Origin of the sequence: Cohaesibacter intestini (genome assembly GCF_003324485.1) — a bacterium.
Classification (GTDB): domain Bacteria; phylum Pseudomonadota; class Alphaproteobacteria; order Rhizobiales; family Cohaesibacteraceae; genus Cohaesibacter; species Cohaesibacter intestini.
Map to the genome: position 1 here is coordinate 139,423 of NZ_QODK01000008.1, position 13,924 is coordinate 153,346.

The following is a 13,924-nucleotide window of genomic DNA, read 5'->3' on the forward strand; positions in this document are numbered from 1 at the left end:
AGATGCGAACAGTGTAAGGACACCCCGAAATGGCCATTCGCCTTGATGCTTCCGACGCCGGTTTCGATGCCGCCTTTGCAGATCTTCTGACCATGAAGCGGGAAGTCTCCGAAGATGTCGACGCTATCGTGCGCGACATCATCGAGGATGTGAAGGCCCGCGGTGACGAGGCCTTGTTCGACTATACCGCCAAATTCGATCGCTTTGATGCGCGCCCCGCAGGCTTGCGGATCAGCGAGGCCGAAATCGACGCAGCTGTCGCCAAGGTCGATGCCGACACCATGGCCGCGCTGGAGTTGGCCCGCGATCGGATCCAGTCCCACCATGCCCGTCAGATGCCAAAGGACGACATGTATGAGGATGCCTTGGGCGTCAAGCTCGGCTCCCGCTGGACGGCAATCGAGGCAGTTGGTCTTTACGTGCCCGGCGGTCTGGCGGCCTATCCGTCATCGGTGCTGATGAATGCGGTGCCTGCCAAGGTCGCTGGCGTCAAGCGTCTGGTGATGGTGGTGCCAACCCCGGACGATGTGCTCAACCCACTGGTTCTGGCCGCAGCCCGGCTGGCTGGCGTCGATGAGGTCTATCGCGTCGGTGGCGCGCAAGCCGTTGCCGCTCTGGCCTATGGCACGGAAACAATCGCGCCGGTCTACAAGATTGTCGGCCCCGGCAATGCCTTCGTGGCCGCAGCCAAGCGTCGGGTCTTCGGTCTGGTGGGTATCGACATGATTGCAGGCCCGTCGGAAGTGCTCATTCTGGCTGACAAGAACAATGACCCCGATTGGCTTGCCGTCGATCTGATGGCGCAGGCTGAGCATGACAAAGCGGCGCAAGCGATCCTCATCACCGACGATGCGGCTCTGGCCGACGCAACAGAGAAAGCTGTCGAGCGTCTGCTTGAAACCTTGCCAAAGGCCGAGATTGCCGGTGCCAGCTGGGCCGATTATGGCGCCGTCATCACCGTGTCCGACTGGGAAACCGGCCTTGCATTGTCCAATCGCATTGCTCCGGAGCATCTCGAGCTGGCTTTGGATGATGCAGCTTCTATGGTCGACAAGGTGCACAATGCCGGTGCGATCTTTGTGGGCCACTTCACCCCTGAAGCGGTGGGCGACTATGTCGGTGGCTCCAACCATGTTCTGCCAACGGCCCGTTCGGCGCGCTTCTCCTCCGGCCTGTCGACGCTCGACTTCGTCAAGCGCACTTCTGTGCTTGAATGCAACGCGATGAACTTGCGTGAGATTGGCCCCGCCGCCGTGACCCTGGCCCGCCAGGAGGGACTGGAAGCCCATGCCCGCTCGGTTGCCAAGCGATTGAACATGGCCTGAAGATAAGATGCTGCGGTCTGACACGCCCCGGGGGAGGGGATTTGACTTACCCCCACAAAGCGGGCACAAGGCTGGAATGGGTTGGAAAGAGTCAAAGATGGTGAGGCATGGCTGAAACGAAGGGGACCGATGCGGTCGAGGAGACCGAAAGCGCGATCGCGGCCAACAAGCCCGACAGTGAAGCAAGCGATCACAGCGATGGCTGCTTTCGGCTTAGCGCCGTCCAACTTGACCCGCAGTCCATCCAGCCAGCCAACGCTGAAACCGAACATGAGCGCTCCGTTGCGATCTATGATCTGGTAGAGGAAAACAGCTTTCAGCCCGTCGGACACGACGAGGGCGGTCCCTATCGCCTCGATCTGTCGATGATTGAGCGCAAGTTGGTGCTCGACATCAAACGCGAGAACGGAGAGCAGATCGCCACCCACATTCTGTCTCTGACCCCCTTTCGTCGCATCATCAAGGACTATTTCCTGATCTGCGATAGCTATTACGAGGCCATCAAAACCGCCACCCCAAGCCGCATAGAAGCCATCGATATGGGTCGGCGCGGGCTGCATAATGAAGGTTCGCAAATCCTCCAGTCGCGGCTGGAGGGAAAGATCATCACCGATTTCCCAACCGCGCGCCGTCTGTTTACGTTGATTTGCGCACTGCATTGGCGAGGCTGAGGGATGGTCGACTACACTGCGGGTTTTGATGAACGTCCCGCCTCTGTCCTGTTTGCCTGCGGTATGAATGCCATCCGCTCGCCCATTGCGGAAGCACTGGCCAACCACCTTTTTCCCGGTGCCTTCTATGTGCGTTCGGTCGGCGTGCGCTGTGGCAAGCCAGATCCGTTTGCTGCTGCGGTGATGGAGGAAATCGGCCTGGACATTTCCGAACATGAGCCTGCCACCTTCGATGACATGGAAGACAGCTATTTCGACCTCATCATTTCGCTGGCACCCGAAGCGCATCACAAGTCGCTTGAATGGAGCCGGGGGCACGCGGTGGAGACGGAATATTGGCCGACGATGGACCCGGCCCTTGCCAACGGCTCACGCGAGCAGATCATGGATGCCTATCGCGCTGTCCGTGACGGTTTGATGGTCAAATTGAAGGACCGATTCGAGTGGATCTCGCCAGCGGGCGGCTAACCTCTGTATTTTTGCTTGCGGGCAGACGCCTTGATTGGCCAATCAGATGCAGTCAAAAGCCTGCAATTCGACTCTATACTGCAAGATTCCGCGTCGGGGATTGAACTTAATCTTGCTTTCGACTAGATTGCCGACAATCTCAAAGACGATACAGGGTTTTTGGATCGACAACCTTTGATCGATCAGCCTGTCGCCGGTTGCCGTTGATGCCTGATTGGAGCGTCTGCGGACGAGGGCGGGGCCGTTGGGTCTTGGAGGGTGCCGGCCGGGTGCATCAAGAGGCTGCTCCCGGTTGACTGGCAACCCGAAGGCGATCTGAAACAACCCTGAAAACCAACCTTAAAGGACATATAGGACGCTTATGGCGAAAGAAGAAGTACTGGAATTCCCTGGTGTTGTCACTGAACTGCTGCCAAATGCCACATTCCGTGTAAAGCTTGAAAATGACCACGAAATCGTTGCCCACACGGCTGGCCGTATGCGCAAGAATCGCATCCGCGTGCTTGCTGGTGACAAGGTTCAGGTCGAGATGACCCCATACGATTTGACCAAGGGTCGTATCACCTACCGGTTCAAATAACACCCGTCATGTGTCGGGACCGAGAATAGGGCAGGTGGATGCACCTGCTCTCTCATGCTGCCCCAACTTGCCTGCGTGAGGCTGCGCTCCGACTGGACCAGACTATTGCCAGACGTTTGCCAACACCTGATTGCGTGGGCGTGACCGAGTTTCATCAGTAAAGCATAGCGACATGTCCGATTCCTATCGTCTCATCCTGGCGTCTGCGTCACCGCGCCGCTTGCAGCTGCTCCAGCAAATCGGTATCGAACCGGTCGCCCTCAAGCCCGCCGATCTCGATGAAACACCCCTGAAGAATGAACAGCCCCGCGCTCTGGCCCGTCGCCTGAGCGAGGAAAAGGCTGCGGCCATTCATCAGATCTACAAGGATGACGCCCATCTGGGCGGCAGCTTCATTCTCGCCGCTGACACGGTCGTCGCCGTCGGGCGTCGCAGTTTGCCAAAGACCGAGCTGGCCGAAGAAGCGATCCAGTGCCTGACGCTTTTGTCTGGTCGCACGCACAAGGTTTTCACCGGGGTCAGTCTTGTCACCCCGAAAGGCAAGACCCGCACCAAGGTGGTCGAAACGCGCATCCGCTTCAAGCGCCTGACCAACGACATCGACCCTTATGTGGCGTCTGGCGAATGGCGCGGTAAGGCCGGGGGTTATGCCATCCAGGGCATTGCCGGAGCCTTTGTGGTCAATCTGGTTGGCTCATACAGCTCTGTTGTCGGGCTGCCCTTGCATGAGACCTCCAACCTGTTGCTCGGTGAGGGCTATCCGCTGCGCCTTAAATGGCTTGGTGGCGTGCGATAAAATGCATCGCTGTGCCAAAATGGACTGAAATCATGACCAACAGCCCCAAGGACGAAGCCAAACCAGCCGTTGCCAAGGTGACCGGTTTGCGACGCGCCCGTCCCTGTCCAATCTGTGACAAACCATCCACCAAGGCGGCCTATCCCTTCTGCTCCCCTCGTTGCAAGGATGTCGACCTCAGTCGCTGGTTTAGCGGCTCCTATGCCATCGCCGCGACAGAAGAAGACGCGCCAGATGACGAAGATTTCAATGTCTGAAATCAGCACGCACGGCCTTGATGCAAAGAGTGCCTGTGCGCCTCTCCGCAGCGAAAGGTCATTTCCTTCAAGCAGATAGAACCCGGTCTCCGGTCCTGTGTCTCTTGTAATTGAAGCTCATATGCATGGATTGAAATCCAGTCGGGGATAAAATCACCTTCCCCCTGTAGAAAAGCGAAAAGCACACTGGACAGGGCAATATGAACCTTCTATAACGCCCAAACAAATTGCACGGGGCACTGCCCCGCTGGCCCCGCCAGAACGCGTCAGACGCCTTTGCATGTGCCCGGATAGCTCAGTTGGTAGAGCAGCGGATTGAAAATCCGCGTGTCGGTGGTTCGAATCCGCCTCCGGGCACCATTTATCCTTAAAAAACCGCAGAAACCCTAGTGTTTTCGAAGTGCAGCTAGTACCAAGTTGGTGCTTTTTGTACCAATTCTTGTACCAGTTTTTCGTGTGGATATGGTGCTGGAAGCCGTCGACCAGTGGCTCCATCTCTGCCTTGACCGCTTCAAGTGCCGCATTGTCTTCTTCGAGAATGCCGACCTGATCGTGCATCTCTTCGATCACGAACTGTTTCCGGGTTACATCTTGGGTCAGAGCGGCCTTCTCTTCGGTCAATCGGCCCACCTTGGCTTGAAGACCTTCGAGAACCTTCTGGGTCATCTCTTCCATCGACATCTCACCAGTGACGACCTGCTCTTCGCCCTTCACATACATACCGTCCTTGCGGATCGCTGGGAGAACATCACGGGTCACCCAGTCTTGGAAGGCTTTGGCTTCAGGTTTGTCTGAGCGCATGACGAGTTTGTAGAGGCCACTCTCGGAGACGATGAGAGGTTTGGGACCGCGCCCAATCCCTATAACAGATTTAGCTTTTTATGATTTTCCTATTGATTTCAAGGTACTGTAAGGGTTCTGCAATCCAAGTGCGTCACAGATATCCTTAGCCACGAACCAAGGTTCCTCTTTGATGAGCAGCGCACGGATGCTGATCGAGACCTTGTTGTTTGGCTCAAAGTTGAACGTGGTGATTTCCGGGGTGAAGGTGTCGGTGGATTGTAAGCGTTGCGACCTGTTCTTCACCTTTGATATACATGCCGTACTTGTGGATCGCTGTGTTTCAGGAGAGTATCGCGGGTCATGGGACCTCAATCGGCCAATTGAGACATGGGTACGCAGCAGATGCTTACCCACCTTTTCTTTCTCCAAGTGTCATCCGATTACATTTGAAAATTCCTTCGGTACCCTACGATTCTGAATAGTAGGTAGTGTCTGTTTCTCGTTTAGCCCCCAAGCAGATTTGGGGTATCGGAGCGAGACATCCCTGAAACAGAAGCAGTGTGTCAGCGAAATCAATCGTGATCTTTTCATCCCAACCTTACTTTGAGTTAGTTTGGAAACTTTATCGATATCCAAAGATGCTGGTTGGTGCTGGCGCATTCCATGTTGCGTTCAAGGCAACTTGAGTTTTTGGTCGAAATCAAGGCTGTTTTTGGAGATGATCGAGTAAGACGGTACTCTCACATCCCTGAAAAGATCCCGGTTTTCAGAGCGCATGACCAACTTGAGGAAGCCACTTTTCAAGATGATGGAGTAGAAAAGAGCTCGAACTCCAACGAGCAGACCGTTGCAGTCAGAACGGTGCAGAGTTTTCTTCTCATCACTATCGAGGATTTGAAGGTATCGCCCGGTTCCTACTTCCCAACGGAAGCCCTTGCGCCTTGCAGACATCGGTGCTGACGAACCAACGGTCAATCTGCTTATCCGCGAAGTGACCATTCGGATGTCGTGAGCTACGCTTGCTGTCCGGGTTTTGACAGTGCTGAGTGAGAGGTTTCTGTTCCATAAAAGGTAAACTTTTAGAGTTCAGTGATGATATCGACTTAGCGGGCTTTTCGAGACAATCAACCTTGGTGCTCCAATGTCAGCTTGTGAGAAAACATCAAGCATCTTCATCGCTGCACTGCGGTGGCGATATATCGAGTAACTGCCTAATGTCCTCTATTTTCATCTTACCATCTCCCCAAAAGGTAGCGCCATTTGGTGAAATATATCAAAAATTGTATTACTTTCCATAAATAGGAATGTCCTTCGTTTTAAATTGGAGATAACGAATTGCAGGATCTTGCAGCAGCGGTTCCAGATGTAGAACTGCTTTTGGAAATGCAACCAGAAGAGCTTGGAGCAAAGTTGCTTTTTCTTTTCCGGCAGCGCCTCGAAGGTAGAGAACGATTTGTGCGGCTTGGTAATTGCCTCAGTGAAGTCACAAGAAGGGATAACAATAACCAAACACCCTATCCAGCAGAGCACACTGATCTCATAAAGGTCGCAATTACGGAGGCATGGTCTTGGCTACAAGCTCAGGGAATGCTTATCCCCGCAACTGATGGGAATGGAGAAAACGGGTTCTGCATTCTAAGCCGTAGAGCCAACAGTTTTGAAGATGAGGCCGAGTTTGCGCGTCACACCGTATCTCGCCTTTTGCCAAAAGAGATCCTTCACCCTAGAATGGCAGATAGAGTTTGGTCTGCATTCGTTCGAGGGGAGTTCGATGTCGCAGTATTTCAGGCGACAAAAAGCATTGAAGTCTTCGTTCGTGAAGCCGGGAACCATGGGAATGAGCTTATTGGCATGAAGCTCATGCAAGAAGCTTTTAAACCAGATGGGGGAACTCTTACCGACGAGGATGCAGAGGCGGGAGAGCGGGAAGCTCGAATGCAGTTGTTCCGTGGTACAATCGGATCTTACAAGAATCCAAACTCCCATCGTGACGTAGACATGAATGATCCGATGGAAGCGCTAGAAGTGATTTTCCTAGCGAACCATCTAATGAAAATCATTGAGGCCAGAATTGCTGAGCAGGAAGAGAGTTAGTTGTGGTAGTGACCGAGTTTCTGGATTGGTGCAAAGAGTGAGGTGAAAGGCATCAAACATGAGCAGACCTTCATAAAGAATGCACCATCTGTCAATTTAGGGCTAAAACTGATCTTTCAGCGGCTCCCTTGACTCAGTCTCTTCGAGATCAAAAAATGTGGTGGGAGGGATGGAGACAAAAAGATCCTCATAGCCCACCACCACCACCTCAAAGACCCTCAATGGCGCAGGAAGGGAGCGCAGAGACGATGACCTTCAGGGACACTCCAAGTTCACTCAGGGTGCCTTCTTCAGCGCTCAACCTTCCCAACCACCACTGACGAGCATGAACAGCAGCAAAGACACCAGACACCCTTACCAGTGTCTCGCGGTCACGCTCAGTCGCTCACTTGAAGACCAGCCAAGGAAAGCATCTGGTCCGTCTGTGAGTTCTTGTTGTCATTGTCATTGTCATTGAATTTGTCTGGCTGGATTGTCGTTGGAGGGGTGGGTCTCCAAGAAACACTGTAAGATAACCCATTAAGAGAGACCCAAAGTGATCTTACGTCAATAATCGAGAAGACACCGCGAGGTAACCCGCGATGCCTTGAGTTGATGTTGAGATGATAGGCGTCAGCCCACCACTTCCTTGATCAAATACGACCTTGAACCTCTTCCCTTGCCGTCTACCCTGTAGGTCACTCCAAGATCTTGAAGTTTCCGATAGAATGGACTATCCGTCTGCCTCAGTTGCCTCCTCAGGAAGTCGGTGGCGTGAGTGTTCAAGCCCAGATCAGTTGCCACCTCAGAGATTGCCTTCTCACCCGGCATCATCCCGCTTGCGTAAGACAGCAAAGCTTCCCTGTAAGCTGACTTCTTGGGAGCCTTCTTTGCATGTTGATAGTCCCACTGTGTTTGTTTGATGTTCGGCATGTGGTCCTTGATGCATTTCAGAATGCCTTTGCCTGTCTTGTCAGAAGGCAGGAGGATGTAGACATCTGTCGGTGCGCAGTTGCCTTGTCCGTCAATCACACGACGACACCGAACCCGGTTGATCGCTTGGATGATGTTCGTGGACATATAGCCAACAGTGATCGCATGGCGAATGTCTGCATGGTCACCAAAGCGACGATCTTCCTCACCTTGAAGCCAAGCCGTAGTCTGTGGGCCTTGAGTGGCACTGTACAGGTGAGCCGTGTGTTGGTTGGGCCGATACTGCAACCCGAAGATCACCACGGTGTCATAGTGAGACCACTCGTTCTTGCCGTCGATAGCACCCCAGTGGGTCACAGCGAGATCATCGAAGTTGTCACGATATTGCAGAATGAATGGCTCGACATTCTGGTGGCAACAGACCAGCACCTTCTTGTCCTTTAACCCTGCATCCAACATGGATTGCACAAGGTTTGCGACTTCCTCCTTGGCACCCATTGTCAGCTTTCGCTTTCCAACGCTGTGTCCCATAGAGACGTTGAGGGTCACGTTCTGATAGGACCGAGCATTGGTCGGCAAGTCTTCTGGTGGGTCCACACGATCAGGAAGAAGGCTGTAGAGTACGTTTTCCTTGGCCGTGGCGTCCAGAATGACGGCACCGATATTGTCTTCAGGCAGGATCAGCTTGCCCGTTGAGAGGCAATATTGATCATGGTTCAGCGCGAAGATACGCCAGTGCGTGATGATCTCTTGAACGGCCTTGAGGGTCTCTGAGTAAATGCTGATCAGACGTGCATTCTCCTTGCGATCCTCACGATGGGCCAGCGAGCGGTCCAGTCGTTGCGAACGAAGGAGTTTTCTGAGAGGAATGAGTGTGTCCGGGTCGAGTGCTGTTAGCTCTTCTCGACTGACCATCCTTTCCCTGCCATCTGGATACGTGGTTGTCAGCTTCTCATAAGAATCAATGAATTGATCAAGGGTCTGAACACCTGCCTTGGCTTCCGGGGTGGTTGCTGTCGAGACTTCCGCACGAAGGTGACGAACTTCCTTCAAGCTGACTGAGGATTCTTCGAGTAGATCGAGTGCTTCGTCGATGACGACCAGCCGTCTCGAACCACTCCCGAACTTGTGAAAGAGATTCCATGCTGATTGGTTGGGTTCTCCTCTTGCTATGGCATCGAGACCATTCCCATATGCCGAGTGGGTGATAATGGCGACAGGTGCTTGCTCAAGTTCTTCCGGGGTGACGGATGTGTCTGAGTGCCTTGCGAGTGCAACTTGCTTTCCTGCCAGTTTGTTGATGTCCTTGGCGGCATCGTCAGCCTGTTCTTTCAATCGAACGACAATCAGGACTCCGGGGTGATTATCGTCAGTCAGACAACTACAGTAGACTGCAAGACCTTGGCTCTTTCCGGTCGGTGGCTGTAGCACTTTGAGCCGTTGGCCTTCCGGTTTGCCGAAGTTGTCGATTTGGTGATTGAAGATGACGCACATGTGCCGCCAGAGATCCCGAAGGGGTTGGTTTGACGCATTGCCGAGGGTTTCGGTCCAATGCTTCTCCATTTTGGAGACGTAGAAGTCAGGATCGACAATTGGGTTTGAGGTTGATGTTTGGATAGGGGTGACCATCATGGGCCTTTCCTTGTCCGGCGAAATCCCCCAGATGCACTGAGGGTGAGTGCAGCAGATCGCTGCGATTCCTCACAAGGAGGAACTTGAGAGAGCCTGTCGGCTCTGATCTCGAATAGTGGGTGCAGTTTTGCCTATAAGGCAGGGAGTGACTGGCGGTAATGCCGTAAGATCACCCAAAGAGGGCTTCAAGTGCGCCTTACGCCATTGTGTCAGTCAGACAGCTTGAGTGAGACAGAGGTCATTGGTCGTGGGAGGTAATGGGTGCAGTTTGGTGTAAAGATAACTATAGATGAAACTGACACCATTAAGGATGACCTGAAGAGCACTTAAAGTGGACTTGCGGTTTGCCTTGAGGCTGACACCCTCCACCATCTACCTAGAAGAAGCGACAAGACATCCCATTGAGAGACCTTCAGTTGCTCTCCAAGGGGAAGCTATGAGTGGTCTTGGAGGTGACCCTGAAGAGCACCATGAGTGGGCTTGTCCTTCCCCCTCCCACCAGACAAAGGGAATGGGTCTTTGAGGGAGGTGGTGATAGGTGGTAACTCATTGATATATTGAGGGATATTGTCCATCACGACTTGTCAGCTTGTCAGTGACGTAAGGTGCACTTGAAGTGGTGCGAAACGATATCTCTATAGGGCGGGTTAATGTCGAAGCGAAACGATATCTCTATAGAGGGTGGGAATGACTGGCCGAACAGGAAACGCTGAAAACCGCCATTCGCTCGTTCATTTGCCCCAGAGTGACAGAGCCTTCTCAGATGCTTCGGGGTTGTCCTTGATGCGGTAGACGGTCTGGCGTGACAGGCCTGTTTCCTTCGAGATCGCAGAGATCGTTGAAGAGCCTGCCAGCATATCCCGGACCTGTTCGAGTTGGTCCCGGCTGTAGGTGGGCTTTCTGCCCCTGTACTTGTCCGCCTTCTGCTTGGCTGCTTCGATCCCGGCCTTTTGTGCAGCTTTCCTTGTCTCGGTTTCAGCTTGTGCCATAGCGGCCATGAAGGCAATCAGAGCGTCTCTTACTGCCTCTTGCATCGGATCATCAGTTGAGCCATCAAAGGTCATCCCGTTGATCACGGTCTTGATGACGACGCCCTTCCTCAACAACAAGCGCATGGTGTCGGTCACATCGTCATAGTTGCGCCCTAGGCGATCCACCCAGCGCACCACAAGCGTGTCACCATGTCGGAGCATGTCGAACAGTCGCTTTCCTTCAGGGCGCTCAGAGAGCTTCGTTGAGACACCTGAGACCCCATGATCTGACACCACTTCATCAAACTGAAAGCCAGCCGCTTCGGCTTGGGTGATCTGATGGGAAAGGGTCTGGTCAGCGGTTGATACGCGAGCATAAAGGACGGAGGTCATGATAGGGCCTTCAGGTGTCTTCAAGGGTGATGACCGTATAGAATCATGTCCAGAATCTCATATCAACCCCTACGGACACGCCTCTGAGGGTACTTGTGGATGACCGCAGAGGTATAGGCTAGAGGACGATATGGGGAGTGTGGGCGGTAGAGCGTACCCCGGCCCACGCGAAAGAAGTTTGCAACCTAAGGAACTTAGGGGCGCAAGGTATGGGGCACGGGGGAACTCTACGCTCACATCTATACGTATACTGGCTCAGAAATTTTTCTAATAAAAGAAGCTTGGTTAAATGACGAAACGACCCCAAGCTGCTGTTCACCTGCGACTTCATAACGTAGGTAAGATGCCGCACTCCGGAAGTTTCATCAAGGCGATACATTTTCATTGTGCAATTGCCGGATAAAACTGCCATTCGTGTTGCATAGCGATTTGTCCTGCATATTCTCGAGTTGCTATCAAGAGCCTCCGTTGCATATTAGATGAACTCTTGCCACAAGAATCTACCTAGTATCCCATCCCACCCAAGTAGGACGGAATTTGTGTTAAAGATTGAATCCGCTCTTTCTCTTGATCTGAAAGATGCCTCGACACGTATGGAAAAACAACTAATAGAAAATGTTTCATTGCATCAAATGCTTCGTCGGAGTAGGTCACGCCAGCTCGCTGCTCGTTTAATATCGAAATAATCCATTTCACAAAGACTGTAGGCATCATTACGTCGGCTATATCTTCCCAGCCATCGATCAATCCCAATTCTTGTTTTTGATTTCTCAGAACGTGATCACAATGTCCGCGACATGTCCAGTGAATGCTCTCAAAGGCATCGGGCTTTGAATAGTCCCCATTCTTCATTGGTTGCCAAAGTGTGATTACCCCTTTATCTTGTTGTTCTAAAAGGTTCTTATTACAAACATGACAGTCCAAGCTACCCTGGTCAGAGAAAAGTTGCGCTGGCTGCGGGTTATTGGTCTTCCAAGATGATAGGGAAACAGGAAAGTAACGCTCAACAATCTGCAGGCCAGAACTGGAATGCAATAATTTTGCCTCTATTCTCTCACGGTCATAAACTGTTTGCTCACACTGCAACCCTTCCAAAATATTGTTCAGCCCAGAACTAGGTAGTGTTGAGTAAAAACCTAAGAATGCGTCGCATTTGTTCGCGGCAACTCTATCGGTTATATTTGATTCAATTTGGGGGCTGACAGAACGACCAGATTTTGCGGTGTGTTTGCAGCTAACAAGCCAACGCACTGTTGTTTCCCCACCCACACCGAACCTGATCTCTTCAGCAATGAGGTCCTTTCCACCATCTGCTCCACGATCAGGTGCAGACGTGATCTTAAAGCCAATAAAACTTAGGAAATCGCGAGCGAAAAGCTCAAAGGTATCTTGCATTCCATTGGCAACATGAGCTTCTGGAATCTCCTTAAAGTCAAGTACGGGCATGCCTATTCCTTATTATTGTGGCAACGAATCTGACTAATTGCGTGCCACAATATTCCTCTTCGAATAATGATAGTAAGTCTTCCGGGTTGCGTCCAGAGACGACGCACAGTGCTCAGTTAAACGGGTAGTTTGGGCTACTTGTTGACGCGACTAGAGTATCATGTCACGAGAATGATCACTCAGGTCCGTGATAAGCTATAGTGCGCCCATACTCGTCACTTGTATCAATTTACGACTAAACGGCGCAGCTCCCGTAAAGTTGTCGTTGGATGTTTTGCCAACTATTCCGCCGCAGACAGCTTTCCTACTGGAGTTCTGTCATAGTTTGACCGACTCTCCAACATGCTAACGAAAGCCTCGTTGCGATTGCTGGCCCGATCAACCAATCGATCGAAGGCAAGAACTTCAATTATCAAGTTTAATTCCTTGTAATATCGGTAAGCCATCTGACCACCAAAATTTGTCAAAATGAAATCTTCAATTTTCAGATAACGTTCAAGTTTGTCGTTCCAGTCCGCTAAAATGTAGCCACGTACCATAGAGGTATTCTCGATGGTTCGTTCCCGGCCTCCAGAATCGATGACTTTTCCCCGTTCGCGTATGTCCATGATTTGGTTTTTAAGCTGATCTACCGGATTCTTAGTGCTGGCTTCTTTGCTGCCATCGTAATCCTTCTTTTGAGGTCGCTTCATTTCGACAACCATCAGTTCATTTTCATTATTGATCAACAAATCATGGGCGTATTCACCCTTACGTCTTGCGTTTCCTTCTGGCGTTCGGTCGCTAGAAATGTAGCGGGCATATGCTAAATCATCGTCGATTAACCAAAGATTGTGTGCTGAATAGTCAACTTGTTCGCTGTCTCGGTATCTTGGGTATATTAATTGGTGAACTTTGTCTTCGGTCGCAAGGCCGTCTTCGGTACGGTTAAGCAACTTACGGAAAATCTGAATAACGTGGTTGCGGTAAGCGACGTAGACTGCCAACGCTTCTTTTGCATCTTCTGGTATTTTATTGCGAACCACAGCCACAAGGTCTTCGACACTGGCCTCTTCACTGAGCTTGGTGAAGTCGAATTTTTGCCGGAACCGTTCAACAAACAGGTCTTGCGCAAGCTGCTCTCGCGTCTCTGTAATACCGCGTTTTTTTACAAATTCTTCGCTGCTCTTCCCGCCCAAGCCACGCCGTAAGAGAGGGTCAATAGCAATCAAGTGGTCGACTTGTTCCTGCATTTTAGTGCGTCGACCCGACGTATAGGCCTTTTCAAGATTTAGTATATGTGCCTTGGCGAAGGCTATAAGGTGCTCTTTGATAGATTTCTTCTTTCCGTCATGTTCAACTTTCCCGTGGAGGTTGGTGATCCTATCCCTCGACTGAGACGATTTGAAAAAATCACTAGAAACAGCAACTAGGTAATAGTAACGCTCTTCTTTTTCTCCATTCGCCTTACAGAACGGTTTCGTGTTTAGCCCATCTCATTCATGAGGTTGCCCCATTTTCTGCCTGTGATTTTGGCCGCAGTTCATCGTTGCGCATGAAGTGCGCGAAGAATGCCTTTATTTTTGGAATGGGTTGGAGGTGACAATTACGGGTTCA

Annotated in this window: 13 protein-coding genes, 1 tRNA gene and 1 pseudogene; 9 read left to right on the forward strand and 6 right to left on the reverse strand. The window is 51.8% G+C overall.

Annotated elements, in window-relative coordinates:
- Positions 1–29: 29 nt before the first annotated feature.
- The 8 genes from hisD (at position 30) to DSD30_RS21935 (ending at position 4,892) form a co-directional block, all read left to right on the forward strand.
- On the forward strand, positions 30–1,325 hold the full coding sequence (gene hisD, locus DSD30_RS20340; protein ID WP_114011582.1) for a histidinol dehydrogenase: 1,296 nt from the start codon (positions 30–32) through the stop codon (positions 1,323–1,325).
- A gap of 107 nt (positions 1,326–1,432) precedes the next feature.
- A complete protein-coding gene (locus tag DSD30_RS20345; protein ID WP_114011583.1) occupies positions 1,433–1,996 on the forward strand; it encodes a UPF0262 family protein in 564 nt (187 codons plus the stop codon).
- Between the two features lie 3 nt (positions 1,997–1,999).
- Entirely contained in the window at positions 2,000–2,464 is a 465-nt protein-coding gene (locus DSD30_RS20350; RefSeq protein ID WP_114011584.1) for an arsenate-mycothiol transferase ArsC, read from the forward strand.
- 361 nt (positions 2,465–2,825) lie between these two features.
- Positions 2,826–3,044: a translation initiation factor IF-1 gene (gene infA, locus DSD30_RS20360; protein ID WP_090070279.1), complete on the forward strand. Its 219-nt coding sequence runs from the start codon at positions 2,826–2,828 to the stop codon at positions 3,042–3,044.
- 172 nt (positions 3,045–3,216) lie between these two features.
- Positions 3,217–3,840, forward strand: a complete 624-nt coding sequence (locus DSD30_RS20365; RefSeq protein ID WP_114011586.1) for a Maf-like protein — start codon at positions 3,217–3,219, stop codon at positions 3,838–3,840.
- A 32-nt stretch (positions 3,841–3,872) separates the two neighbouring features.
- Positions 3,873–4,097: a DNA gyrase inhibitor YacG gene (yacG, locus tag DSD30_RS20370; RefSeq protein ID WP_114011587.1), complete on the forward strand. Its 225-nt coding sequence runs from the start codon at positions 3,873–3,875 to the stop codon at positions 4,095–4,097.
- 284 nt (positions 4,098–4,381) lie between these two features.
- Positions 4,382–4,457, forward strand: a tRNA-Phe gene (locus DSD30_RS20375).
- Positions 4,458–4,553: 96 nt separating this feature from the next.
- Positions 4,554–4,892 carry a hypothetical protein gene (locus tag DSD30_RS21935; RefSeq protein WP_157967801.1) on the forward strand — a complete coding sequence of 113 codons (339 nt, stop codon included), beginning with the start codon at positions 4,554–4,556 and terminating at the stop codon, positions 4,890–4,892.
- Positions 4,893–4,895: 3 nt separating this feature from the next.
- On the opposite strand, the pseudogene DSD30_RS22005 reads toward DSD30_RS21935, so the two are convergent.
- Together DSD30_RS22005 and DSD30_RS20395 are read right to left on the reverse strand one after the other, a co-directional pair.
- Positions 4,896–5,294 (reverse strand): annotated as a pseudogene (locus DSD30_RS22005) (BRO-N domain-containing protein); the annotation flags it as partial.
- Positions 5,295–5,552: 258 nt separating this feature from the next.
- The gene (locus tag DSD30_RS20395; protein WP_157967803.1) at positions 5,553–5,855 is read right to left on the reverse strand and encodes a hypothetical protein; all 303 of its coding nucleotides are present in this window, start codon (positions 5,853–5,855) and stop codon (positions 5,553–5,555) included.
- Between the two features lie 360 nt (positions 5,856–6,215).
- Between DSD30_RS20395 and DSD30_RS20400 the strand changes: the two genes are divergently transcribed.
- Positions 6,216–6,974 carry a TIGR02391 family protein gene (locus DSD30_RS20400; protein ID WP_114011591.1) on the forward strand — a complete coding sequence of 253 codons (759 nt, stop codon included), beginning with the start codon at positions 6,216–6,218 and terminating at the stop codon, positions 6,972–6,974.
- 612 nt (positions 6,975–7,586) lie between these two features.
- Here the strand turns inward: DSD30_RS20400 and DSD30_RS20405 are convergent.
- The 4 genes from DSD30_RS20405 to DSD30_RS20420 all read right to left on the reverse strand — a co-directional run bounded on the left by DSD30_RS20405 (position 7,587) and on the right by DSD30_RS20420 (position 13,560).
- On the reverse strand, positions 7,587–9,518 hold the full coding sequence (locus DSD30_RS20405; protein ID WP_114011592.1) for a polysaccharide deacetylase family protein: 1,932 nt from the start codon (positions 9,516–9,518) through the stop codon (positions 7,587–7,589).
- A 731-nt stretch (positions 9,519–10,249) separates the two neighbouring features.
- On the reverse strand, positions 10,250–10,882 hold the full coding sequence (locus DSD30_RS20410) for a recombinase family protein (protein ID WP_114011593.1): 633 nt from the start codon (positions 10,880–10,882) through the stop codon (positions 10,250–10,252).
- Between the two features lie 504 nt (positions 10,883–11,386).
- On the reverse strand, positions 11,387–12,328 hold the full coding sequence (locus tag DSD30_RS20415; protein WP_114011594.1) for a restriction endonuclease: 942 nt from the start codon (positions 12,326–12,328) through the stop codon (positions 11,387–11,389).
- A gap of 281 nt (positions 12,329–12,609) precedes the next feature.
- Positions 12,610–13,560: a hypothetical protein gene (locus DSD30_RS20420; RefSeq protein WP_245418564.1), complete on the reverse strand. Its 951-nt coding sequence runs from the start codon at positions 13,558–13,560 to the stop codon at positions 12,610–12,612.
- Positions 13,561–13,924 lie beyond the last annotated feature (364 nt).

What these genes read in the sequence shown, in the direction of transcription:
- DSD30_RS20420 (WP_245418564.1), bottom strand. Translation starts at nt 13,560, where the DNA reads ATGCAGGAACAAGTCGACCACTTGATTGCTATTGACCCTCTCTTACGG.
- DSD30_RS20350 (WP_114011584.1), top strand. Translation starts at nt 2,000, where the DNA reads ATGGTCGACTACACTGCGGGTTTTGATGAACGTCCCGCCTCTGTCCTG.
- DSD30_RS20345 (WP_114011583.1), top strand. Translation starts at nt 1,433, where the DNA reads ATGGCTGAAACGAAGGGGACCGATGCGGTCGAGGAGACCGAAAGCGCG.
- DSD30_RS20415 (WP_114011594.1), bottom strand. Translation starts at nt 12,328, where the DNA reads ATGCCCGTACTTGACTTTAAGGAGATTCCAGAAGCTCATGTTGCCAAT.
- yacG (WP_114011587.1), top strand. Translation starts at nt 3,873, where the DNA reads ATGACCAACAGCCCCAAGGACGAAGCCAAACCAGCCGTTGCCAAGGTG.
- DSD30_RS20410 (WP_114011593.1), bottom strand. Translation starts at nt 10,882, where the DNA reads ATGACCTCCGTCCTTTATGCTCGCGTATCAACCGCTGACCAGACCCTT.
- hisD (WP_114011582.1), top strand. Translation starts at nt 30, where the DNA reads ATGGCCATTCGCCTTGATGCTTCCGACGCCGGTTTCGATGCCGCCTTT.
- infA (WP_090070279.1), top strand. Translation starts at nt 2,826, where the DNA reads ATGGCGAAAGAAGAAGTACTGGAATTCCCTGGTGTTGTCACTGAACTG.
- DSD30_RS20365 (WP_114011586.1), top strand. Translation starts at nt 3,217, where the DNA reads ATGTCCGATTCCTATCGTCTCATCCTGGCGTCTGCGTCACCGCGCCGC.
- DSD30_RS20405 (WP_114011592.1), bottom strand. Translation starts at nt 9,518, where the DNA reads ATGATGGTCACCCCTATCCAAACATCAACCTCAAACCCAATTGTCGAT.